We start from the raw sequence: 22448 nt of genomic DNA on the forward strand, positions 1-22448 counted from the left end.
CCCGGGTAGCTCCGCTACGACGGGCCTTCGCCCGGCACGCCGACAGCACGCACCGAACGACGCGACGGGGCAAACCTTGCCGGGCACGGCACTAGTAGGGCTTTGTTAGGTCCTGTGGTGGGGTTCGGGTGTCGGTGTGGGTTGGCCGCATATCGAGCAGGCGCCGGTCCAGGTGGCCAGGAGGGCCTGGAGTTCGCGGAGGACCGTGTAGAGGGTCAGGCCGGCGCAGGGGCTTTTGGGTCGAGCCGCAGCAGGGTGCAGAAGGCCTGGGCGAGGGCGGTGAGGGTGACGTGGCGGTGCCAGCCGAGGTAGTTGCGGCCCTCGAAGTGGTCCAGGCCGAGAGCGTCCTTGAGCTCGCGGTAGTCGTGCTCAACTCGCCAGCGGATCTTGGCGATTCGGACCAGCTCGCGCAGTGGGGTGTCGGCGGGCAGCGTCGAGAGCCAGTAGTCGGTCGGCTCGGCGGAGTCGGGTGGCCACTCGACGAGCAGCCAGCAGTCGGGCAGTGCCCCGTCGGCGCTTCGACGGATGTGTCGGTTGGCCGGGCGAACCCGCAGGGACAGGAACCGCGAGCGCATCTCGGCGTTCGGGTTGCGCTTGGTGGCCTTGCTGCCCTGGCGCCAGGTGACGGTGCGGGTGGCCGCTTGTCCGGCTGTCAGGGCCAGCGCGCGCAGGGTGGTGTGCGGCTGGGGGTAGGCGGACACGGGAGGGCGGCCCTGCCCGGAGTACGGCGGGCGCTCGGGCGTCGCGTCGCCCGGGTGCGCGGTGGTGGTGGCCTTGACCGCGACCGCGTAGGTCAGGCCGCGCTCGGTCAGGCCCTCGCGAAAGCCGGTGGCGTCGCCGTATCCGGCATCGGCGACGACCGGCAGGTCGGGCAACTCCCAGTCCCCGCGCACCTCGTCGAGCATGTCCAGGGCCAGGCGCCACTTCTCCCGGTGCCGTGCCGCATCGGGGATGCCGGCCTTGGCACGGCGGCGCTGGATCGCCTCGGCCAGCGGCGCGTCCTCGCCCCGCTTGGCGTCGTCCCAGCTTTCGGGCAGGAACAGGCGCCAGTCGACGGCCGAGGACGCGCGGTCGCTGACCAGGTTGACGCTGACGCCGATCTGGCAGTTTCCGCGTTTGCCCAGTGCGCCGCAGTACATCCGCGCCACGCCCGGCGAGTCGTAGCCGTCCTTGGGGAAACCGACATCGTCGATGGCATACGCCTCGGGAGAGATATGAGCCGCGGCCCAACGGGCCAGCCGCTCACGGACCTTGGAGTAGTCCCAGGTGGAGGAGGAGACGAACTGCTGGAGCTGCTGATGGTCCACGCCCAGACGCTCGGCCATCGGCTGCATCGACTTGCGCTTGCCGTCCAGCATCAGCCCGCGCAGGTACAGCTCGCCCTTGGCCCGCTGGTCCCGACGGGCCAGCGAACCCAACATCTGGGCCGCGAACGCCTCCAGGCGCGGACGGACCTCTTCCATCTCCTCAGGTGTCACACCTGAAAGAAGATCACAACCCTACCCCTGCTTGAAGAACCGGGGCACCTAACAAAGCCCTACTAGGAAATCGGCTACGCCGCTGGGGGGCGAGGCTCTGCTGATCTGCGGCTCCGCCGCGGGGCGCGCGGGGGAACGGCAGCACGGTGGGGGGCTGGCGAAAGTGGTCACACCGGGGGCGCGAGGCTCTGCTGATCTGCGGCTCCGCCGCGGGGCGCGCGGGGGAACGGCGGCACGTGCAACTGGCTGACGGAGCCTCAGTTGCAGGTGGGCCGCCTTCCGACTCGCGCAGTTCCCCGCGCCCCTGGGGCCTTCGGCCCCGAGGTGCAGCCGTGTGCGTCAGCGGCCGAGGTACTTGGGCTGTTCCTTGGCGAGGAAGGCGGCCACCGCGATGCGGTGGTCCTCGCTGGCTCCGGCCAGGGTCTGCAGTTCGTCCTCCTTGTCGAGCAGCTCGCTCAGGGAGTGGGTCGCGCCGTAGGCCAGGGCGGTCTTGATCGCGCCCAGTGCCACCGTCGGCCCCTCGGCCAGCCGCTGGGCGAACTCCCGGGCCACGGTGGCGAGTTCCTCGGAGGGGACCACCTTGGTGGCCAGGCCGAGTTCGGCCGCCTCGGCCGCCTTCACGGTGCGCGGGAACATCAGCAGCTCGGTCGCCCGGGCGTGCCCGACCAGCCGGGGGAGGGTCCAGGAGGCCCCGGAGTCGGCGGTCAGCGCCACGCCCGCGAAGGAGGTGTTGAAGCCGGCCGTGTCGGCCACGATCCGGAAGTCGCAGGCGAAGGCCAGCGAGGCGCCCGCCCCGGCCGCCACGCCGCCGACCGCCGCCACCGTGGGCTTGTTCATCCCGGCCAGCGCCCGCACCAGCGGGTTGTAGTGCTCGGCGACGGTCCGCAGGGCCGGGGCCCCGCCCTCCTCGGCGGCCTTGAGCAGGCCCAGGTGCTCCTTGAGGTCCTGGCCGACGCAGAAGGCCTTGCCGCCCGCTCCGGTGAGCAGCACCGCCCGGACGGCCGAGTCCGCCGCGGCGGCGGTCACGGTGTCCCGCAGGGCCACCTTGGTGGCCGTGTCCAGGGCGTTCATCGCCTCGGGGCGGTTGATGGTGATGACGGCCAGGCCGCCGTCGATTTCGTACAGCACGGAGTCCGACATGGACCGCAGCTCCCGGTGTCTGAGGGTGGGACGGTGCCAGGATGCCCGACTGTCAGTGGCATGGGGGAGTGTGAGCTCGGGCACCTTTTCGCGGCGCCGTACACCTGGTGCCACCGGGGCTTCCGGCCGTTCACCGGGCACCTCGCAGGGGTGTGGTGGGTGGTGCGGAGAGAGTGACGTTGGTCATCCGGGCTCCGGATGCGGGATAATGGCTTCCGATCAATGCGTTCGATACCGGCGGTGGACGGACTGCCGGGACGTTGTTGAGCGGTTTGCAGGAAGGGGAACGAGCATGGCGGCCATGAAGCCGCGGACGGGTGACGGCCCGCTCGAGGTCACCAAAGAGGGGCGGGGCATCATCATGCGCGTCCCACTCGAAGGCGGCGGACGCCTGGTGGTGGAGCTCACGCCCGATGAGGCGAGCGCCCTCGGTGAGGCTCTGAAGAACGTCACCGGCTGACACAGCGGGTGCTGCCGCGTTCTCCTCGGAGACCGCAGACCTGAGCCCGGTTCCGGTCCTCCGGAACCGGGCTTCGCGTTGTCCCGGGGCGGACGGGCCGTCAGCGCTTCACGGCGCAGAGCAGCCCGTCGCTGACCGGCAGCAGGGCGGGCAGCAACAGTTCGCTCTCCCGGACGTCCCGGACCAGTTCGCGCACCGCGTGGGTGGCCGGGTCGTCGAGGCCGGGCTCGGCCAGCCGGCCCTGCTGGAAGACGCCTTCGAAGCAGACCATCCCGCCGGGCCGCAGCAGGCGCAACGATTCTGCAAGGTAGGCCCGGGACTCGGCCGGGTCGCCGTCGCAGAACACCAGGTCGTACTGGCCGTCCGCGAGCCTCGGCAGCACGTCCAGCGCCCGGCCGGGGATGAACCGGGCCCGGTTCGCCGCGAAGCCCGCCGCCTGGTAGGCCTCGCGGGCGTACTGCTGGAGCACCGGCTCCAGGTCGACGGTGGTGAGCACGCCGTCCGGCCGCATCCCGCGCAGCAGGTAGACCCCGGACACACCGGTGCCGGTGCCGATCTCGGCGACCGCCTTGGCGTCCAGTGCCGCCGCCAGCAGCCGCAGCGCGGCCCCGCCGCCGGGCCCGATCGCCTGGACCCCGGTCCGGGCGGAGTGCGCCCGGGCGTAGGTCAGCACCGCGTCCTCGCCGACGTAGCTGTCGGCGAGTGCCGCTCGCGCGGGCCCGAAGTCGGTGATGGCTGCCTCTTCCGGAGCGCCGGATGTCGATATTTCCAGCCACAGGTTACTGGCCGAGCGGGAACCGCGTTCGAAGACGGGCCGTTGTTACGGGAGACGGCCGGTGATCGGCGCACGGAGCACCGTGGATGCAGCCGGAATCGGTGCTTTATCCGGATCTGACGGGTGAGGTGGATATGGTGGTGGCCCTGCTGGGCAGAAGAGCCGACCGAGGAGGTGTGGCCGAGGGCGACGCCCCGATGCCGTGGCACTCCTACGGCACCGCGTCGATCCGTACGCCGAAGCCCGTGATGAACCAGCCTGCGCACTCCCCCCTGGACACGTCGACCGCAGCCGAAACCGTGGTGGCGGACCCCGCCCCGCTCGCGACCTTCGCCGAGGGCCCCGACGCGCAGACCTGGACGCCGCCGAGTTGGGCGGAGATCGTCGAGGCGCACAGCGCCCGGGTGTACCGACTGGCCTACCGCCTGACGGGCAATCAGCACGACGCCGAGGACCTGACCCAGGAGGTCTTCGTCCGGGTGTTCCGCTCGCTCTCCACGTACACGCCCGGCACCTTCGAGGGCTGGCTGCACCGGATCACCACCAACCTGTTCCTGGACATGGTCCGCCGCCGCCAGCGGATCCGCTTCGACGCGCTGGGCGAGGACGCCGCCGAGCGGCTGCCGTCCAAGGAGCCGAGCCCGGCCCAGCACTTCAGCGACACCCACTTCGACGCCGACGTCCAGCAGGCGCTGGACACCCTGGCACCCGAGTTCCGGGCGGCCGTGGTGCTCTGCGACATCGAGGGCCTCTCCTACGAGGAGATCGCCGCGACGCTGGGCGTGAAGCTCGGCACCGTGCGCTCGCGGATCCACCGTGGCCGCTCGCACCTGCGGGCCGCGCTCAAGCACCGTGCCCCCGGCAGCGTGCCGGGCCGGGTCCGGCGCGGCGGGGCCGAGCAGGTGGCGGTGGCCGCCGGGTCCGGGGGCGAACGGGGGCCGGCGTGAGTTCCGCCGACGCCACCGGGAGGTCCCGGCGCGGCAGCGTCCGGGCCGCACTCGGCCGCCGCGCCGAGCCCCTGACGGAGCTTCACCCCGGGCTCGCCGAGGCCCCGGCCCCGGTCCAGCACCACCTGGGTGACCGGCTGGCCGCCTTCGTCGACGGCGAGCTCGACCACGACGACCGCGAGCGGGTCCAGTCGCACCTGGCCACCTGCCCCGACTGCCTCGCCGAGGCGGACGAGAGCCGGGCGGCCAAGCAGCTCCTCACCCGCACCGCGGGCCCCGAGCCCTCCGGCCTGCTGATGGCCCGTCTGCTCGCGGTGGCGGCCCTGCCCGACGACGAGGACCTGCCGGGCGGCCCCGGCGGGCCGTTGGCCGTCCTGCCGGTCTCCGCGCCGCTGCCCGACCCGGGCCCCAGCACCTTCGGCGGCAGCCGGCTGACCGGCGGCTCCTTCGGCCGCGGCGCCGGGTCCTCCTTCGGCGGCGGTGCGCTCGGAGCCGGCAGCCCGCTGCCCGGGCTCGACCCGAGGGCCCGCCGGGCCGCCGCGGTGCGCCCGCTGGCGGCCGCGGTCCGTCCGGTCGCCGCCGCCGTCCGCCCGCTGGCCGCGCTGGCCGAACTGCCCCCGGCGGTCCGGGCGTCGGCCCCGCGCGGGCGCCGCTTCGTCTTCGCGGCGGCCGGGGCCTTCTCGGTCGCGGCCGTCACCCTGGGCGGCGTCGGCACCGTCTCCGGCCAGCCGGTGCCCACCCGGATCTCCCCGGTCAGCGGCTCCGGCTCCGGCGGGGCGGCCGTGCTCCCGGTGGACTTCCAGAGCGACCGCGCTGTCCAGCCGGCCCGGGGCGCGCGCCCCTCGGCCACACCCGACGGGTCGCCCTCCGGGCCGCAGCACTACTTCCGTTGAGCACCACCGTCCCCGCCGAAGGCCCGCCCGGGCCGCGGCGGGGACGCTTTTTTGCCACAGCTTCATCCGGGGGCATCCCTGGCCGGCGCCGGGGCCGTTTACTCTGTACTGACTGCTGTCCAGACCTCTTTTTTCAGCGCCGGGAGCTCGGGTGTTCACTGACATAGGCCCACTTGAGTTGCTGACGATCGTCGTGCTGGCCATCGTGATCTTCGGTCCGGACAAGCTGCCGAAGCTGATCCAGGACGTGATGGGCTTCATCCGCAAGGTGCGCTCCTTCGCCGACAACGCCAAGGAGGACATCCGCAGCGAGCTCGGCCCGGACTTCAAGGACTTCGACTTCGAGGACCTGAACCCCAAGACCTTCGTCCGCAAGCAGCTGCTCGGGGGGAACGAGGACCCGCTCGGCTTCAAGGAGATCCGGGACGGCCTGGACATCAAGTCGGTGCTGAACGACGAGCCCGCGCCCAACCGCGCCGTCGCCGACCTGACCAAGTCCGCACCGCCGGTCACCGTCGAGCCGCTCAAGGTCGGCGAGCGCCCGCCCTTCGACCCGGACGCCACCTGACCCACCGTCAGGCCGCACTCCCCTCCGCCGCCCCGCCAGCCCCGCTGCGCGGGGCGTCGGCGTCCACCGCCCGCTACTGTGCTGAGTGCAAATCAGCGGTGTGACCAAGGAGGAGCGGGATGGACGCGAGCAGCACGACGGTGGGGGCCCCGGTCGGCGCGCAGAAGCGCCCCGCCGCCGACCCGTTGGCGCCGTACCGGTCCGCCGACTTCCCCTGGTACGGCCTGGACGACGGCTGGACGGGGCGCCGCTGGCTGATGCAGGCCGGCGCGGGCGGCCGTGACGGCGCCCCCGTCGACTACGGCACCCTCGGCCACGGGGACGAGCCCGCCAGGTCCTACGAGCCCCGGGACGTCCGCAAGTTCGCCGTGGTGGTCACCGTGGCCCGCCGCGACTCCCGGCGCAGCGCCGACAACACCGGCACGCTGGAGGCCACCTCCGCCTCCTCCGCCGCCTGGCTGGCCGGCTCCGGCCTGCTCGCCGGCACCTGGCCCGGCCAGCTCGACCGCGCCCTGCGCCAGGACTGGCTCGACCAGCAGACCGCCCTCGCCTGGGACCTCGCCGACGACCTCGACGGCCCCGGCTGGTCCCCCCTCACCCTCCCCGTCAACGGCCTTCCCCAGCCCTTCCGCTACCGCGAGTCCGAGTACGGCTGGGTCCTGGCCGGCGAGGCCCCCGGTGTCCTCATCGGCGCCTACGGCCGCGGCGTCAGCGCGTACGGCGCCGGCTTCTCCACCGTCCCCGACCTGACGGTCTACGACGGCCGCTGAGCTCGTGTCCGGGGGGATGGAAGACATGACGGGCACCGGCCCGGTGGAGCGGCTGCTGGACCTCAACCGCGAGGTGCTGGCGCTGCAGACGGAGATCCGCGTCGTCCGGTTGAAGCGCCGCGCGTTCACGGGGCTGGCGGCGCTCGCCCTGCTGATCGTGGGCGGCTGCTACACGGCCACCGTGCTCACCTGGCGCCGGGTGGACCTGTGGGCCGTCAACCTGCCCTGCCTGATCGTGCTGGGGCTCTGCGGCCTGGGCCTGGCGAAGCTGGCGCAGGGACTGCGCGGCAGCGGCGACCGCTCGGTGCCGGTGCTCGAACTGGACCTCGCGGTCGCGGAGGAACGGCGCCGCCTCTACGCGGCGACCCTGGACCTCGGGGTGCACGCGCGGCGCTTCGCCTACCGGGACTCGGTGCCGAAGGACGTCCTGGCGCTGCGTCAGGACGGCGGCCACTACCGGAGGATCCACAACGCCCTCCAGTCGGTGATCATCGTCGGCTCGATCGGCACCTCCACCGTCGCGGCGCTGGCCGACGGGTACCCGGCCCTGCGCTGGCCCACGGTCGGGATCAGCTTCGCCGTCGGCGTCGCGGCCGGCTTCACCGGCTACTTCAAGTTCCGCGAGCGCAGCTTCTACCTCCAGCAGACCGCCGACTCGATCGAACAGGAGCTCACCGCGGTCGAGTTGGGCATCGGCACGTACGCCGGGAAGGAGGACGAGGCCGCGATGAGCGAGTTCACCGAGCGGGTCGAGTTCCTCCGGCTGGAACAGCGCAAGCGGCAGCAGCAGCTGGACCAGCCCGCCGAGGGGCGCGACGCCACCGTCTGAGGCCCTCCGGGCCGGCACCGGACGGGGACGGCCCCAGGACAGGTGGTCCTGGGGCCGTCGAGGCCGGTGGCCGGCTCCGCGTCAGAACTTGTTCTTCGGGGTGAGGCCGAGGGAGAGGCCGGAGAGGCCGCGCTGGCGGCCGCCGAGCTTGCCGGCGATGGTGCGCAGGGCGGCGCCGGCGGGGGACTCGGGGTTGGAGAGGACGACCGGGCGGCCGTCGTCGCCGCCCTCGCGCAGGCGGACGTCGATCGGGATGGAGCCGAGGACCGGGACGGTGGCGCCGACCGAGCGGGTGAGGGCGTCGGCGACGGTCTGGCCGCCGCCGGTGCCGAAGACGTCGATCATCTCGTCGCAGTGCGGGCAGGGCATGCCCGACATGTTCTCGATCACGCCGACGATCTTCTGGTGGGTCTGCAGCGCGATGGTGCCGGCCCGCTCGGCCACCTCGGCGGCGGCCATCTGCGGGGTGGTGACGATCAGGATCTCGGCGTTCGGGACCAGCTGGGCGACCGAGATGGCGATGTCGCCGGTGCCGGGCGGGAGGTCCAGCAGGAGGACGTCGAGGTCGCCCCAGTAGACGTCGGCCAGGAACTGCTGGAGGGCGCGGTGGAGCATCGGGCCGCGCCAGACCACCGGCGCGTTGCCGGGGGTGAACATGCCGATCGAGATGACCTTCACGCCGTGCGAGGACGGCGGCATGATCATGTCCTCGACCTGGGTCGGCCGGCCCTCGACGCCGAGCATGCGCGGCACGCTGTGGCCGTAGATGTCGGCGTCGACCACGGCGACCTTGAGGCCGTCGGCGGCCATCGCGGCGGCCAGGTTGACGGTGACCGAGGACTTGCCGACGCCGCCCTTGCCGGAGGCCACGGCGTAGACCCGGGTGAGGGTGCCGGGCTTGGCGAAGGGGATCTCGCGCTCGGGGGCGCCGCCGCGCAGCAGGGAGGAGAGCTCGCGCCGCTGCTCGTCGCTCATCACGTCCAGCTCGACCTGAACCTCCGTCACCCCGGGCACGGCGGCGACGGCGGTGGTGACCCGCTCGGTGATGGTCTCGCGCATCGGGCAGCCGGAGACGGTCAGGTAGACCGCCACCTTCACCGCGCCGCCGGCCTCGATCTCGACCGACTTCACCATGCCGATCTCGGTGATCGGCCGGTTGATCTCCGGGTCGTTGACGGTCGCCAGCGCGGTGCGTACGGAGTCCTCCGTGACGCCTGCCGTGACCTCAGTCTCGTTCGCCATGCCTTGATGGTAAGGCCCGGCGACACCCGGCCGACCGGACGGTAACGTGCGGAGGGTCACAACGTGTCGGCGTGGTCCCGGCGTTCGTCCAGTTCCTTGAGCAGCGCCTGGAGTTCGGAGCGGACGAAGTCGCGGGTGGCGACCTCGCCGAGGCCGTGCCGCAGCGCGGCGACCTCGCGGGTGAGGTACTCGGTGTCGGCGATGTTGCGGTCGCTGCGGGCCCGGTCCTGCTCCATGTTGACCCGGTCCCGGTCGTCCTGGCGGTTCTGCGCGAGCAGGATCAGCGGGGCGGCGTAGGAGGCCTGGAGCGAGAGCATCAGGGTGAGGAAGATGAACGGGTAGTTGTCGAAGCGCCAACTCGCCGGCCCCAGGGTGTTCCAGACCACCCAGGCGATGATCACCACCGTCATCCAGACGATGAACCGGCCGGTGCCGAGGAAGCGGGCGATCCGCTCGGAGAGCTTGCCGAAGGCCTCGGGGTCGTAGGCGGGCAGCGCGAACAGCCCGGGGCGGCCGGTGCGCGGCTGGTCCAGCCGGGGCCGGGCCGAGGAGCCGGTGGACTCCGAGCGGTTGGTGCTGCGCTGGGTGCCCTCGCGGGCGCGCAGCTCGCGCAGTTGGCGGAGCTCGCGCAGCTCGCCCTGGAGGCGCTGGCGCGGGGACTCGTCCCGGCGGTTCTTCCGGTCACCGTCCACCGGTGGTCACCTCGCTCTCGTGGTCGTGCGGGTCGTGGGCCTCGCCCGGGTGCAGCGCCTCCTCGCGCCAGTCGTCCGGCAGCAGGTGGTCCAGCACGTCGTCGACCGTGACGGCGCCGAGCAGGTGGTCGGCCTCGTCCACCACGGGCGCGGCCACCATGTTGTAGGCGGCCAGGTAACTGGTCACCAGGTGCAGCGGGGTGTCCGGCGGCAGCGGGTCGAGGTCGTCGTCGACCAGCGAGCCGACCAGGGTGTACGGGGGCTCGCGGAGCAGCCGCTGGAAGTGGATGGTGCCCAGGTACTTGCCGGTCGGCGTCTCGTTCGGCGGGCGGCAGACGTAGACCTGGGCGGCCAGGGCCGGCTTGTGGTCGGAGACCCGGACCCTCGCCAGCGCCTCGGCCACCGTGGCGTCCGGCTCCAGCACGATCGGCTCGGTGGTCATCAGACCGCCGGCGGTGTTCTCCTCGTAGCTGAGCAGGCGTCGGACGGAGGCGGCGTCGTCCGGCTCCATCAGCCGCAGCAGCCGCTCGGCCGCTTCCTCGGGGAGGTCGGAGAGCAGGTCGGCGGCGTCGTCCGGGTCCATCGCCTCCAGCACGTCGGCGGCCCGCTCCTCCTGGAGCTTGCCGATGATCTCGACCTGGTCGTCCTCCGGCAGCTCCTCCAGCACGTCGGCCAGCCGGTCGTCGTCGAGGGCGGCGGCCACCTCGGCGCGGCGCTTGGGGGAGAGGTGGTGCATCACGTTGGCCAGGTCGGCCGGGCGGAGCTGCTCGAAGGTGGCCAGCAGGTTGGCCGCGCCCTGGCCCTCCTCGGCCAGCGAGAAGCCGCTGACGGCGGACCAGTCCAGGGTCAGCGTCTCGCCCTTGGCCTTGCGCAGCCGGGAGACCTTGCCGACCTGGACGAAGACCTTGGTGATCTCCCACTCGCGGACCCGGGTCTGCACCATGGCCACGTCCAGCACGGTGACCTCGTCGGAGGTCTTGGTGCGGGTGACGGTGCGGTCCAGCAGCTCGGCCAGCACCAGGGTCTCGGAGGGGCGCTGCTCGAACCGCCGCATGTTGATCACGCCGGTGGTGAGCACCTGGCCGGACTCCAGGCTGGTCACCCTGGTCATCGGCAGGAAGATCCGGCGCCGGCCGACCACCTCGACCACCAGCCCGAGGACCCGGGGCGGGCGCCCGCCGATCCGCAGCGAGACCACCACGTCGCGGACCCGCCCGACCTGGTCGCCGTTCGGGTCGAAGACCGCCACCCCCGAGAGGTGCGAGATGAAGACCCGGGTGCCCGGCCCTGCCATTGGCTTCCTCCTCGCGACGATCCGCGGCCCAGGCTACCCGCCCGGGAGGACCGCAGCCCGCCGACCGGCGGCGGCGCGGTACGGTCGGAGACTTGATCATCCGTCAGACGGAGTGGTCGTCAGCTGTCACGGGAGGGGATTGCACATGAACGGTGCGGCACACGTACGGATCGCCAGGCCCAGCGAGGACCTGGCGGCGGCGGAGCGGTTCTGGGTCGGGGGCCTCGGGCTGAGCGTGCTCTGGCGATCGGAGCCGGAGCCCGGTTCGGCGGAGCACGCCCTGCTGATGGCCGGCTGGCCGGACGCCGCCTGGCACCTGGAGCTGGTGGACGCGGGGGAGGTCAAGCCGCGGCCGACCGCGGAGGACCTGCTGGTGGTCTACCTGGGCGGGGAGGTCCCGCCCGAGCTGGTGGAGCGGCTGGAGGCGCACGGCGGCCGGCGGGTCCCCGCGCACAACCCCTACTGGGACCAGTGGGGCGTGACGGTCGAGGACCCGGACGGCTACCGGCTGGTGCTCTCCACCCGCGAGTGGTCGAACGCGGCGGCGCTCGGCACCGCCTGAGCAGGCGTCAGGCCAGGACCTGCTGGAGCTCGGTGACCCAGGTGGACTGCCGGCCCTCGCACTCCAGGTAGAGCTCGCGGACGTACCCGACGGCCCGCTCGCCGGTGGCGTCCGCCCAGCGGGCCAGCAGCTGCTCGATCGGCAGGACCTGGTCCAGCGCGCCCCGGTGGACGACGGTGGCGGCCCGCGCCACGGCGGGCAGGTCGGCGATCTCGAAGTCGTACGCCGGGTCGGGCGCGGTGTTCACCGGCAGTGCGGCGTAGGCCCGGACCCGCTCGGAGCCCGGCCGGTCCTCCTCGTAGTACGCCAGACCAGGGCCCGCCACGGTGAGGCCGGCCTGCTCGACCAGCGCGCAGAGCCGGCCGAACAGCGGGCCGATCACCGGGCCGATGTGCTCCGGCCCGAAGCTCTCCGCCACGGCGGACAGCCGGGCCACCCGGACCGCCGGGAGGCTCTTCACCACGATGTCCTCGGTGGGCATGTGCCCCTCGCTCTCGATCGACCGGAGCCGCGACTCCACCCGGGTGAGGCGGCTCTCGGCCTCCGCCACCGCCGCCGCCAGCTCGGCCCTGCGCAGGCGCAGCATGCCGCGCAGCTCGTCCGGGGTCACCTGCTCGTCGATCACGGCCGCCACCTGTTGCAGGGTGAAGCCGAGGTCCTTGAGCGCGATGATCCGGTTGAGCCGGGCGAGCTGGGCCGCCTCGTAGCCCCGGTAGCCCGTGAACGGGTCCACCCGGGCCGGGGCGAGCAGGCCGATGGCGTCGTAGTGGCGGAGCATCCGGACCGACACCCGGCCGTGCTTCGCGAAGTCTCCGATGCTGAACATGACGAGGGCTACTCCAAGGCCTGACACGGTGTCAGGGTCAACCGCAGGCCGGCCGGCCAGGGGCGCGGGGAACTGCGCGAATCGGGAGAAAGCGACCCGTGTGCCGGGTACGGACGCTCACTTGCAAGTGGTTCTCCGTACCCGGCACATGGGTTCGGGTCTTCCGCCTCGCGCAGTTCCCCGCGCCCCTGGGCACTGCCCTTCCGGTCAGCGGGAGCGCTTGAAGAGGAGCTTGGGGAGGCCGGCCGGGATGGGCTTGCGGGTGGTGGCGGGGGTGGGCAGCGGGACGGCCTGGTGGGAGGTGTCGGGCATGGCGCCGGGCTTCTCGGAGAGGGGGCCCGCCGGCTCCAGGCGGAGCACCCGGCACTCGCGGGCCCAGCGGTCCCCGATGGTGTCGGTGTCCGGGGCGTTCAGGCGCTTGCCCTTGAGCTCCTCGACCGCGCCCGTCCAGGCCTCGCTGCCGGGGGCCAGCTCGCTGACCCGGGCCGGCCAGGCGGTCAGCCGGCCCCACTTGTCCTTGCTGCGCACCGTGACCTCGGCGCCCTGACCGGCCGTCAGGCCGTGCAGCGGCTGCTCGGCACCGTCGCCGACCACCACCACCGCGCCGTCGTGCCAGGCGTGCCAGACCGGCCGGGCCTGCGGCTGCCCGTCGGCGCGCACCCAGAGCAGACCGGACTTCTTGGCGGCCTCCTCCAGCAGGGCACGGTCCAGCAGGTCGTCGGCGGCGATCGTGGGCTCCATGGCGGACAGCGTAAGGCTTGCCGTCCGCCGGATGTCCCAGCAGGCAGGACGACAGTTCCGTCCGACCGTCACAGCCCTTACCGTAAGAGCCGAAGCCCGAGCACCACCCCGAGGAGAGCCGTGCCCGCCGCCCGGTCCGAGACCGCCACCGCCGCCCAGGCGCCCGCCGACGGTGCCGCCGCCGCGCCCGTCCGGGCCGCGTTGCCGAGGACGGACCTGGTGCTGCTGGCCGTCTCGATCACCGGCATCTCGCTCTCCGCGCCGCTGATCACCGCGACCGCCGCCCCCGCGCTGGCCATCGCGTTCTGGCGCAACGTCATGTCGGTGGGCGTGCTCGGCCCGTACGCGCTGCTGCGGCACCGCGCCGAGCTGCGCGGGATCGGCCGCCGGGCGCTGCTGCTGGCGGTCGCGGCCGGCGTGCTGCTGGGGCTGCACTTCGCGCTCTGGATGCCCAGCCTGCGGATGACCTCGGTGGCCTCGGCCACCGCGCTGGTCACCACCACCCCGCTCTGGACCATCCTGCTGATGCGGCTGCTCGGCCACCGCGCGCCCCGGCTGGTCTGGGCCGGCACCTGCGTGGCCTTCGCCGGGGTGCTGGTGCTGACCGGGGTCGACATGTCGCTCTCCCCGCGCGCCCTGCTCGGGGACGCGCTGGCGCTCGGCGCCGGGCTGGCCGCCGCCGGGTACATGCTGCTCGGTGCCGAGGTCCGACGGACCGTCAGCACCACGGCGTACACGCTGGTCTGCTACACCACCACCGCGGTGGTGCTGCTGGTCATCTGCCTGGCCGCCGGCACCCCGATGAGCGGGTGGGACGCCGGGGTCTGGTGGCAGATCGCGCTGCTGATGGTGGCCGCCCAACTGCTCGGCCACTCGCTGAGCAACCGGGTGGTGCGCACCCTCGGCCCCACCGTCACCTCGACCGCGATCCTGCTGGAGACCCCGGGTGCGGCGCTGATCGCCGCCCTCTGGCTGGGCCAGCTGCCCCCGGTGGCCGCCTACCCGGCGCTGCTGGTGATCCTGGCCGGCCTGGCCCTGGTGGTCCGGGGCCAGAGCGGCAGATGACGGGGGCTCAGAGCCAGCCGTTGCGCCGGAAGCCCCGGTACATGCCGACGCAGAGCACCCCGATGCAGGCCATCACGATCGGGTAGCCGTACTTGGTGTGCAGCTCCGGCATGTAGTCGAAGTTCATCCCGTAGACGCCGGTGACCATGGTGGAGACGGCGAAGATGGCCGCCCAGGCGGTGATCTTGCGCATGTCCTCGTTCTGCGCCACCGAGACCTGGGCCAGGTTGGCCTGGAGCAGCGAGTTGAGCAACTCGTCGAAGCCGTGCACCTGCTCGACCACCCGGGTCAGGTGGTCCGCCACGTCGCGGAAGTACTTGCGGATGTCCGGGTCGACCAGCCGCTGGCCCGGCTCGGAGAGCTGCTGCATCGGGCGCAGCAGCGGGGTGACCGCGCGCTTGAACTCCAGGACCTCGCGCTTGAGTTGGTAGACCCGGCCGACGTCGGCGCCGCGCCCGCCCTTGTTGGCGAAGACGTCGAACTCGATGTCGTCCACGTCGGCCTGGAGCCGGTCGGCCACCAGCAGGTACTGGTCCACCACCTGGTCGGCGATGGCGTGCAGCACGGCGGACGGGCCCTTGGCCAGCAGCTCGCCGCCGCCGTCGCTCTCCAGCCGGTGGCGCAGCTGGGTGAGCGAGCTGTGGCCGCCGTGCCGGACGGTGATCACGAAGTCGGGGCCGACGAAGACCATCAGCTCGCCGCTCTCGATCACCTCGCTGGTCGGGGTGAGCGCGTCGTGCTCCACGTAGCGGATGGTCTTGAAGACCGCGAACAGCACGTCGTCGTAGCGCTCCACCTTGGGGCGCTGGTGCGCGTGCACCGCGTCCTCCACCGCCAGCGGGTGCAGGCCGAAGCGCTGGGCGATGCCCTCGAACTCGGCCTCGGTGGGCTCGTGCAGGCCGATCCAGCTGAACGATCCTGCATCCGTCTCCCGGGCCGCGCGGACCTGACGGGCCGCCTCGCGGGGGCTGCACCGGGCGCCGGCCCGCTTGCCGTCCAGGTAGACGGCGCAGTCGACCACGGCGGAGGCGCTCTGGTCGCCGGTGGCGGCGTCGTACTTCGGGACGGCCCGGCGCGGGCGTGGGCGGACGACGGCACGGAGGTTGTCGATCATCGACATGACGGGCTCCTCGGGCAGGAACCGTCGCACGGCGGCGCGCGGATGACAGGCCGTGGTGCGGCGGGGCGGGGCGGCACGTTCGAAGCGGCCGAGGCCGTGTTTCCGGAGCCGGGGAAGAAGTCCTGCTGCCTTGCTGGGGCGCGGTTTGGACGTCCCGACTCCGGGGAAGGTGCTCTCCCGGCCGGACGTGACGCTGCCTCAGGTGCTCGTTCGGCCGATCAGTGGGGCGATCGGACGGTGCCCTGTGCGGAGGGGCCCTGCGAAGAGGGGCCTCAGGCGAGGGTGACGAGGACGGAGCGGAGGCGACGCGGCCGGGCAGAGCTGCCGGTACTGCATGGTCGGCTGGTATCCACCACAACCACCTCCTTCACGTCGTGGCCCTGTAGGTGTGATGCCCCAGTGGCCAGCTCCATACCCTAACAGTTGACGGGCCGCCAGCGCTGGGGGTCCGCACGTCCCGGTTGTCAACAGGGCGTTAGGGTCAGCCCATGGCGCACGACTTCCACGACCCCGCCGAGCTCTCCCGCACGGCCGTGCTGGCCGCCGTCGAGGCCCGCTTGCTGGCGACTTTCGGCGAACCGAGCGGCCGGGCCGCCGTCACCTTCCTCGGCGCGGACCGGATCGAGGTGCTGCGCTTCGGCCCGGACGAGGCCGGACTGGTGAGGTACGTCACGCTCGGAATGTCAGCTGCCCCGATGACCGACCCCACCGCGGTGGTGGCCGATCCGGTCCGCGGGCCGCGCACCGAACTGGTGCTGACGGTCCGTGGGGGGCGCGACGACGTGCTCCGCACGCTGGCCACCTTCGCCGCCACCCCTCAGGTCGAGGGCCTGGTGGTGGCCCCCGGCGCCTCGCTGGACCTCGGCTCCCCGCTCTGGGCCGGCGCCCCGTTCACCTCGGTGCTGACCGGTGAGCCCGGCGGGCTGGTGCCCGACCTGGAGCTGGCGGAACCGGCCGAGCCGGTCCGCTTCCTGCCGCTGCTGCCGATGACGCCCAACGAGGCGGCGCACAAGCGGGTGCACGGCGCGGCCGAGCTGGAGGAGCGCTGGCTGCGGCACGGCACCGACCTGCGGGACCCGGAGCGGCGCGGCGTACCGCTGGACTGAGGCGGGGTCAGGTCCTACTGGTAGTCCTTGACGAAGCCGTAGACGCCGCTGGCCACCAGCTGCACCGCGATGGCCGAGAGCAGCAGCCCGGAGAGCCGGGTGATCAGGACGACGCCGCCCTCCTTGATCAACCGGATGATCACCAGCGAGAACCGCATGGTCAGCCACATCACCACGTGCATGGCCACGATCGCGGTCCAGACCGAGAACTCCTGGGCCGCGCCGTCCGCCCCCTGCACCGCCAGGATCACCGCAACGATCGCCCCGGGCCCGGCCAGCAGCGGGGTGCCGAGCGGGACCAGGGCGACGTTCACGTCCTTGGTCTGGGTCGGCTCCTCGATCTTCCCGGTGAGCAGGTCCAGCGCGATCAGCAGCAGCAGGATGCCGCCGGAGACCTGGAGCGCCGGGATCGACACGTGCAGGTAGTCCAGGATCTGCTGGCCGAACAGCCCGAAGCAGGTGATCACCCCGAGCGCCACGGCGGCGGCCTGCCAGGCCATCTTCCGCTGCACCTTGGCCGCCCGGCCGGAGGTCAGGGCCAGGAAGATCGGGATGGTCCCCGGCGGGTCCATGATCACGAACAGGGTGACGAAGAGCGATCCGAAGGTGGTCAGGTCGAAGAAGCTCATCGGCGAATGCCCGTGAACGGGGCTGGTGCGCGGCTCATGTGACGAATTGTCCGATTCGTCGAGCCATGACGCCAGGTCAGCCGGTGATCGGCGCCGCGCCCTTCGCCTGTGCGAGCAGCGCCTCGTAGACCGCCGGGGCGGTGGTGTGCTCGCCGAGCCGGACGGTCTTGCGGCTGCCGTGGTAGTCGCTGGAGCCGGTAGCCAGCAGGCCCAGCTCGGCCGCCAGGGCGCGCAGCCGGTCCCGGGTCTCGGGGTCGTGGTCCATGTGGTCGACCTCCAGGCCGCCGAGACCCGCCTCGGCCAGCTCCCGGATGGTCTGGTCGGAGACCGTGCGGCCGCGCTTCACCGCGCCCGGGTGGGCGAAGACCGGCACCCCGCCGGCCGCCCGGACCAGCCGGACGGCCGTCACCGGGTCGGTCTCGTGCTTGGGCACGTCGGCCCGGCCGCCGTTGGCCAGCCAGTCGGCGGTGAAGGCCGCCGAGACGTCCGGCACCACCCCGGCCTCAACCAGCGCGCTGGCGATGTGCGGCCGCCCGACGCTCCCCGCCCCGGCGATCCGCTCGACCTGCTCCCAGCTGATCGGCGCCCCGAGCTCCACGCACTTCTCCACCACCGCCCGGCCCCGGCGGAAGCGGTCGGTGCGGACCAGTTCGCGCTCGGCCGCGAACTCCGGCTCGGCCGGGTCGAAGAGGTAGGCCAGCAGGTGCATCGAGATCCCGCCGGTCCGGCAGGACAGCTCCGCGCCGGGCACCAGCGTCAGCCCCGTGCCGCGCACCGCCGCGGCCGCCTCGCCGTACCCGGCCACCGTGTCGTGGTCGGTCAGCGCCACCACGTCCAGCCCGGCCGCCACGGCGGCGGCCACCAGCTCGGCGGGGGAGTCGGTGCCGTCCGAGGCGTTGCTGTGGGCGTGCAGGTCGATGCGCACGGGCTGGTCGCTCCTCGGGGCCGGGTGTCGTGGGCGCTCAGCCTACGACCCGTCACCCCCGGTACCGGTGCTACCCCAGCAGGCGCGGGGAGGGTGCCCCGCAGGGCAGCAGGCTGAGCTCGGCCCCGGCGTCCCGCAGGTCGGTCAGGACCAGCTCGTCGTGCATCATCAGCGCCGACTGCTCGGGCCAGGCGATCGCCCAGAGCCAGAGCCCGCGCGCCTCGCCGACGTACACCGCGCGGTCGTCCGGGGCGTCGGGGACGTGGAACATCGGGGTGGGCCGGCCGGCCGCGGTCAGCTTGGCGTCGGCGGGCTTGTAGAGCGAGACCGAGTCACCCGGATCGGGGCCGGGCAGCCCCGCGTACCGGGCACCGAGCCCGACGCCCAGCTCCTCGGCCACCAGCACCAGCTCGCCGAAGCCGCCGAGCGGGGCCGGTCCTGAACAGGCCACGGCGGTGGCGCGGGCGCCTGACACGTCGTCACCCGCGTGCGCGATCCCGGTGAACAGCCAGCCGACCGGCAGTGGCCAGGGCAGCCAGACGGGCACCTGGGACCGGGCGACGGCCACCCCGAGCGCCTCGACGCTCGGCGGCAGCACGGGCTGCATCGGATGGACCGCGCCGTGCTGGTCACACTGCCAGGTGTCGGAGAAGAGACCGGGTGCGCGGACCCGGGCACCACACCTCGGGCAGCTTGGCTCGCCCCTCATGACGGACAACGGTCCTCCTCCCGGAGCGCCGCGTCAAGGACGATCACCCGGATGGAGTGCCGCTCCGCCGGGGGTGAAGGGCTGCCCCGTTGGGGGATGTCCCGTGCGGGGGCGCGGCAAACGTGCGCGGGGGCCACGCGGGGTCGTGCGGGAACGCACTGACGCCCCGTCACCCGGTTGGGGGTGACGGGGCGTCAGCGAGCCTCGGGACGTGGGACGCGGCCTCGGCCGGCCCGCCGCCGGTCAGGCCGTCTTGCACGGGCGGATGTAGATGCGCTCGCCGGTGCGGGCGGCGCGCTCCACGTACTCGCGGACGGTGTCCGCGTCGGCGATCAGACGGTCGGTGGCGGCGCCCTGGATGTCGTCCAGGCGGAGGATCTCGAAACGCATGGGTCGCTCCCTTCGGTGCCCCGCTCGTGGCGGGGCTGTTGTGACAGCTCGGTCTTCGTCGTCCGGGTGTGGTGCTGTCCTGCTACGTACGGTCTCGCACTGCTGAATCCGGGCGATTGCCCGCCCGTTAAGTCCCGGTTTCGGCGCATCGGCGCCGGTGTGCTTCGTGCTCTACAACCAGGCGCCGGGCTCGGTGATTCCCGGACAGAATCAAAGATTACCTGAACTAAAGAAATTGTGCCCGTGCTGCCCCCGCGCCGTGGACGGCGTGGGGGCATTCCGTCAGGTCAGGTCCCAGAAACCGGCGAGTACCGCGGCGGTGGCGGCGGGCTGCTCCGCGTTGGGGGAGTGCAGCGCCCCCGGGACGGTGGTGTGCGGGGCGCCGAGGCGGGCGGCCATCGCGACCTGCTCCGCCACCGGCCAGGCGTAGTCCTGCTCCCCGGAGACCACCTGGGCCGGCAGTCCGACGGCGGCCAGCTCCGCCACCCGGTCCGGCGCGGCGACCAGGTGGCCGCCCATCGCGATCAGCGCCTCCGGGCGGTTGGCCAGCCAGCGGCGGTGCAGGAAGGCACCGATCTCGGGATCCGGGGAGGGCCGGTCCTTCTCCTTGTCCATCTCCCGCATCAGCTGCCAGATCTCCTCCAGCGTCAGACCGCCGGCCAGCGCGTCGGTGAGCAGCCCGGTACGGGCCGCCTCCGACGGGTCGATCGCCCCGGGGCCGGTCGAGAGCAGGGTCAGCGAACTCCACGGGAGCGGTTGCCGAGTGGCCGTCAGCACCGCCTCGCGGGCGACCTGACCGCCGAAGGAGTGCCCCAGCAGGTGGCACGGGGCGTCGGTGGGCAGCGCGGCGGTCAGCGCCAGCACGTCCAGCGCCAGCTCGCCGATCGCGTAGGCGGCGGTGCCGGCCGGGCCCCCGGTCTCGAACTGGCCGCGCTGGTCGATCGCCACGGTGCGGTAGCCGCGCGCGGCGAGCGGCTCCAGGAGGGCGATGAAGTCCTCCTTGCTGCCGGTGAAACCCGGTACCAGCAGGGCGGTGCCGCGGACCGGCCCGGCCGGTTCCCCCACGAAGGCGGCGAAGCTCCCCCTGGAGGTGGCCAGCCGGACGGCACTGGCACAGACGGGCAGCTTCAGGAACGGGGGAGTGCTCACGCAGCAGAGCGTAGGCCACAGCCTGCGGCGCAGCGTCGGTAGTTGCACCCCGGGGCCTGCGGCACGGGTTGGTGGTGGTTACACCTCGGGGGCGCGGGGGCCTGCGGCGCTGCGTTGGTAGTGGTCACACCGGGGGCGGAACTGCGCGAGGCGGAAGAAAGTGACCCGTGTGCCGGGTACGGAGGCGCACTTGCAAGTGGCTGTCCGTACCCGGCACACGGGTCCGTGTCTTCCGATTCGCGCAGTTCCCCGCGCCCCTGACCGCCCTCCGGGCGGTCCGAGGGCGGTTACTCCGAGGCCGGGGCCTCCGCGGCGGGGCGGCGGGTGCGCGTGCGGGTGCGGCGCTTGGGGGCCTCGCCGTCGGCGGCCGGGGCGGCCTCGGTGGTGGCGGGGGCCTCGGCGACGGCGTCGGTGGAGGCGGCGGCCGCGCGGGGGCGGCGACGGCGGCGCTTGGGGGCCTCGCCGTCGACGGCCGGGGTGGCCTCGCCGGCCTGGGCCGGGATCACCGGGGTGGCCTCGGTGAGGGGCTGGCCGTCGGCGGTCAGGCCGGCGCGGGTGCGGCGGCGCTCGCGCGGCTTGCGGGCCGGCTTCTCGGTGGCGACGGGAGCCGCCTCGGCGGGGGCACCGCGACGGGCGCCGGTGCGGGGGCGGGCGCCGCGGCCGCCGGTCTCGCCGAGGTCCTCGATCTCCTCCGCCTTCAGGCCGGCCCTGGTCCGCTCGGAGCGCGGCAGGACACCGGTGATGCCGGGCGCGATCTTGAGCAGCTCGTAGAGGTGCGGCGAGGTGGAGTAGGTCTCCTCCGGGTCGGGGAACGGCAGCTCCAGCGCCTTGTTGATGAGCTGCCAGCGCGGGATGTCGTCCCAGTCGACCAGGGTGACGGCGGTGCCCGAAGCGCCGGCGCGGCCGGTGCGGCCGATCCGGTGCAGGTAGGTCTTCTCGTCCTCGGTGCACTGGTAGTTGATGACGTGCGTGACGCCCTCGACGTCGATGCCGCGGGCCGCGACGTCGGTGCAGACCAGCACGTCGACCTTGCCGGAGCGGAAGGCGCGCAGCGCCTGCTCGCGGGCGCCCTGGCCGAGGTCGCCGTGGACCGCGCCGGCGGCGAAGCCGCGCTGGGTCAGCTGGTCGGCGACGTCGGCGGCGGTGCGCTTGGTGCGGCAGAAGATCATCGCCAGGCCCCGGCCGTCGGCCTGGAGGATGCGGGCGACCATCTCGACCTTGTCGAGCGAGTGCGCGCGGAAGACGTGCTGCTCGATGTTGGCGACGGTGGCGCCGGTGTCGTCCGGGGCGGCGGCCCGGATGTGGGTCGGCTGGCTCATGTACCGGCGGGCAAGCGAGATGACCTGGCCGGGCATGGTGGCCGAGAAGAGCAGGGTCTGCCGCTTGGCGGGCAGCATGGTGATGATCTTCTCGACGTCCGGCAGGAAGCCCAGGTCGAGCATCTCGTCGGCCTCGTCGAGGACCAGCGCGCGGACCTTGGAGAGGTCCAGCTTGCGCTGGCCGGCCAGGTCGAGCAGACGGCCCGGGGTGCCGACGATGATGTCGACGCCCTTCTTGAGCGCCTCGACCTGCGGCTCGTAGGCCCGGCCGCCGTAGATGGCGAGGACGCGGACGTTGCGGACCTTGCCGGCGGTCTGCAGGTCGTTGGTGACCTGGGTGCAGAGCTCGCGGGTGGGGACCACGATGAGCGCCTGCGGGCTCTCGGTGAGCTGCTCGGGAGTGGCCCGGCCGGCGTCCACGTCGGCCTTGACGACGACCCGCTCGATCAGCGGGAGGCCGAAGCCGAGGGTCTTGCCGGTGCCGGTCTTGGCCTGGCCGATGACGTCGTGGCCGGTCAGCGCGACCGGGAGGGTCATCTCCTGGATCGGGAAGGGGTGGACGATCCCGACGGCCTCCAGGGCCTCGGCGGTCTCGGCCAGGATGCCCAGGTCCCGGAAGGTGGTCTTGGTGGGTTCAACGGTGGTGGACAGGGTGCTGCCTCTTCCATGTGGGTGGGCCGAGAGCGAGAGAGGCGGCGTGGCAGCCCCGTGCCCGGTCGAGGGCCGTCTAGCGGCCCGTCCCGTCGTCACGAGGTCGCACAACCGCGCCGGCCCCTGTGCCCTGCCGACCCGAGCGGCCCGGTGCGGGGCGCGGGTGCG

Annotated in this window: 24 protein-coding genes; 9 read left to right on the forward strand and 15 right to left on the reverse strand. The window is 73.1% G+C overall.

Features of this window, described 5'->3' with window-relative positions; all coding sequences use genetic code 11:
• Positions 1–215: 215 nt before the first annotated feature.
• Together ACZ6ZR_RS37345 and ACZ6ZR_RS37350 are read right to left on the reverse strand one after the other, a co-directional pair.
• On the reverse strand, positions 216–1478 hold the full coding sequence (locus ACZ6ZR_RS37345) for an IS701 family transposase (RefSeq protein ID WP_465650280.1): 1263 nt from the start codon (positions 1476–1478) through the stop codon (positions 216–218).
• Positions 1479–1817: 339 nt separating this feature from the next.
• Positions 1818–2618, reverse strand: a complete 801-nt coding sequence (locus ACZ6ZR_RS37350; RefSeq protein WP_465650282.1) for an enoyl-CoA hydratase-related protein — start codon at positions 2616–2618, stop codon at positions 1818–1820.
• 292 nt (positions 2619–2910) lie between these two features.
• Here ACZ6ZR_RS37350 and ACZ6ZR_RS37355 point away from each other — a divergent pair, with 292 nt between their 5' ends.
• Positions 2911–3078: a DUF3117 domain-containing protein gene (locus tag ACZ6ZR_RS37355; protein ID WP_345287293.1), complete on the forward strand. Its 168-nt coding sequence runs from the start codon at positions 2911–2913 to the stop codon at positions 3076–3078.
• A gap of 100 nt (positions 3079–3178) precedes the next feature.
• Here the strand turns inward: ACZ6ZR_RS37355 and ACZ6ZR_RS37360 are convergent, their stop codons facing one another.
• Positions 3179–3844: an O-methyltransferase gene (locus tag ACZ6ZR_RS37360; protein WP_465650317.1), complete on the reverse strand. Its 666-nt coding sequence runs from the start codon at positions 3842–3844 to the stop codon at positions 3179–3181.
• Positions 3845–4101: 257 nt separating this feature from the next.
• Here ACZ6ZR_RS37360 and sigE point away from each other — a divergent pair, with 257 nt between their 5' ends.
• The 5 genes from sigE (at position 4102) to ACZ6ZR_RS37385 (ending at position 7860) form a co-directional block, all read left to right on the forward strand.
• Positions 4102–4800 carry an RNA polymerase sigma factor SigE gene (gene sigE, locus ACZ6ZR_RS37365; protein WP_465650319.1) on the forward strand — a complete coding sequence of 233 codons (699 nt, stop codon included), beginning with the start codon at positions 4102–4104 and terminating at the stop codon, positions 4798–4800.
• Positions 4797–5693 (forward strand): zf-HC2 domain-containing protein, encoded by an 897-nt coding sequence (locus ACZ6ZR_RS37370; RefSeq protein ID WP_465650284.1) that lies wholly within the window; start codon positions 4797–4799, stop codon positions 5691–5693. Before sigE ends, ACZ6ZR_RS37370 begins: the two co-directional genes overlap by 4 nt.
• 151 nt (positions 5694–5844) lie before the next feature.
• Positions 5845–6261 carry a sec-independent translocase gene (locus tag ACZ6ZR_RS37375; protein WP_465650286.1) on the forward strand — a complete coding sequence of 139 codons (417 nt, stop codon included), beginning with the start codon at positions 5845–5847 and terminating at the stop codon, positions 6259–6261.
• A 119-nt stretch (positions 6262–6380) separates the two neighbouring features.
• Positions 6381–7031 (forward strand): hypothetical protein, encoded by a 651-nt coding sequence (locus tag ACZ6ZR_RS37380; protein WP_465650288.1) that lies wholly within the window; start codon positions 6381–6383, stop codon positions 7029–7031.
• 25 nt (positions 7032–7056) lie between these two features.
• Complete coding sequence (locus tag ACZ6ZR_RS37385; protein ID WP_465650290.1) at positions 7057–7860, forward strand: DUF4231 domain-containing protein; 804 nt, start codon at positions 7057–7059, stop codon at positions 7858–7860.
• A gap of 81 nt (positions 7861–7941) precedes the next feature.
• On the opposite strand, the gene ACZ6ZR_RS37390 is transcribed toward ACZ6ZR_RS37385, so the two are convergent.
• From ACZ6ZR_RS37390 to ACZ6ZR_RS37400, 3 genes are read right to left on the reverse strand one after another with little or no spacing between them, the layout of a single operon-like run.
• Entirely contained in the window at positions 7942–9102 is a 1161-nt protein-coding gene (locus ACZ6ZR_RS37390; protein WP_465650292.1) for an Mrp/NBP35 family ATP-binding protein, read from the reverse strand.
• 56 nt (positions 9103–9158) lie between these two features.
• On the reverse strand, positions 9159–9794 hold the full coding sequence (locus tag ACZ6ZR_RS37395) for a DUF1003 domain-containing protein (RefSeq protein WP_465650294.1): 636 nt from the start codon (positions 9792–9794) through the stop codon (positions 9159–9161).
• A complete protein-coding gene (locus ACZ6ZR_RS37400) occupies positions 9784–11088 on the reverse strand; it encodes a magnesium transporter MgtE N-terminal domain-containing protein (protein ID WP_465650296.1) in 1305 nt (434 codons plus the stop codon). Before ACZ6ZR_RS37400 ends, ACZ6ZR_RS37395 begins: the two co-directional genes overlap by 11 nt.
• Positions 11089–11233: 145 nt before the next feature.
• Between ACZ6ZR_RS37400 and ACZ6ZR_RS37405 the strand changes: the two genes are divergently transcribed.
• The gene (locus tag ACZ6ZR_RS37405; RefSeq protein ID WP_465650298.1) at positions 11234–11650 is read left to right on the forward strand and encodes a VOC family protein; all 417 of its coding nucleotides are present in this window, start codon (positions 11234–11236) and stop codon (positions 11648–11650) included.
• A gap of 7 nt (positions 11651–11657) precedes the next feature.
• Here the strand turns inward: ACZ6ZR_RS37405 and ACZ6ZR_RS37410 are convergent, their stop codons facing one another.
• Both ACZ6ZR_RS37410 and ACZ6ZR_RS37415 read right to left on the reverse strand, forming a co-directional pair.
• Entirely contained in the window at positions 11658–12476 is an 819-nt protein-coding gene (locus tag ACZ6ZR_RS37410; protein WP_465650300.1) for a MerR family transcriptional regulator, read from the reverse strand.
• Between the two features lie 207 nt (positions 12477–12683).
• Complete coding sequence (locus ACZ6ZR_RS37415) at positions 12684–13217, reverse strand: pyridoxamine 5'-phosphate oxidase family protein (RefSeq protein WP_465650302.1); 534 nt, start codon at positions 13215–13217, stop codon at positions 12684–12686.
• Between the two features lie 120 nt (positions 13218–13337).
• Between ACZ6ZR_RS37415 and ACZ6ZR_RS37420 the strand changes: the two genes are divergently transcribed.
• Positions 13338–14282 carry a DMT family transporter gene (locus ACZ6ZR_RS37420; protein WP_465650304.1) on the forward strand — a complete coding sequence of 315 codons (945 nt, stop codon included), beginning with the start codon at positions 13338–13340 and terminating at the stop codon, positions 14280–14282.
• A gap of 7 nt (positions 14283–14289) precedes the next feature.
• Here ACZ6ZR_RS37420 and corA read toward each other — a convergent pair whose 3' ends face one another.
• On the reverse strand, positions 14290–15402 hold the full coding sequence (corA, locus tag ACZ6ZR_RS37425) for a magnesium/cobalt transporter CorA (RefSeq protein ID WP_465650305.1): 1113 nt from the start codon (positions 15400–15402) through the stop codon (positions 14290–14292).
• Positions 15403–15890: 488 nt separating this feature from the next.
• Here corA and ACZ6ZR_RS37430 point away from each other — a divergent pair, with 488 nt between their 5' ends.
• On the forward strand, positions 15891–16508 hold the full coding sequence (locus ACZ6ZR_RS37430; protein WP_465650307.1) for a suppressor of fused domain protein: 618 nt from the start codon (positions 15891–15893) through the stop codon (positions 16506–16508).
• Positions 16509–16522: 14 nt separating this feature from the next.
• Here the strand turns inward: ACZ6ZR_RS37430 and ACZ6ZR_RS37435 are convergent, their stop codons facing one another.
• From ACZ6ZR_RS37435 to ACZ6ZR_RS37460, 6 genes are all read right to left on the reverse strand, one after another.
• Complete coding sequence (locus tag ACZ6ZR_RS37435) at positions 16523–17137, reverse strand: MarC family protein (RefSeq protein WP_465650309.1); 615 nt, start codon at positions 17135–17137, stop codon at positions 16523–16525.
• Positions 17138–17213: 76 nt separating this feature from the next.
• Positions 17214–18062, reverse strand: coding sequence for a PHP domain-containing protein (locus ACZ6ZR_RS37440; protein ID WP_465650311.1), 849 nt, complete (start codon positions 18060–18062; stop codon positions 17214–17216).
• 70 nt (positions 18063–18132) lie between these two features.
• A complete protein-coding gene (locus ACZ6ZR_RS37445) occupies positions 18133–18771 on the reverse strand; it encodes a DUF6758 family protein (RefSeq protein ID WP_465650313.1) in 639 nt (212 codons plus the stop codon).
• Between the two features lie 243 nt (positions 18772–19014).
• On the reverse strand, positions 19015–19161 hold the full coding sequence (locus tag ACZ6ZR_RS37450) for a hypothetical protein (RefSeq protein ID WP_345287319.1): 147 nt from the start codon (positions 19159–19161) through the stop codon (positions 19015–19017).
• A 282-nt stretch (positions 19162–19443) separates the two neighbouring features.
• Positions 19444–20310 carry an alpha/beta fold hydrolase gene (locus ACZ6ZR_RS37455; RefSeq protein ID WP_465650315.1) on the reverse strand — a complete coding sequence of 289 codons (867 nt, stop codon included), beginning with the start codon at positions 20308–20310 and terminating at the stop codon, positions 19444–19446.
• Positions 20311–20597: 287 nt separating this feature from the next.
• Positions 20598–22379, reverse strand: coding sequence for a DEAD/DEAH box helicase (locus ACZ6ZR_RS37460; protein WP_465650321.1), 1782 nt, complete (start codon positions 22377–22379; stop codon positions 20598–20600).
• Positions 22380–22448: the final 69 nt, after the last annotated feature.

The organism is Kitasatospora sp. NPDC088742, assembly GCF_055584905.1.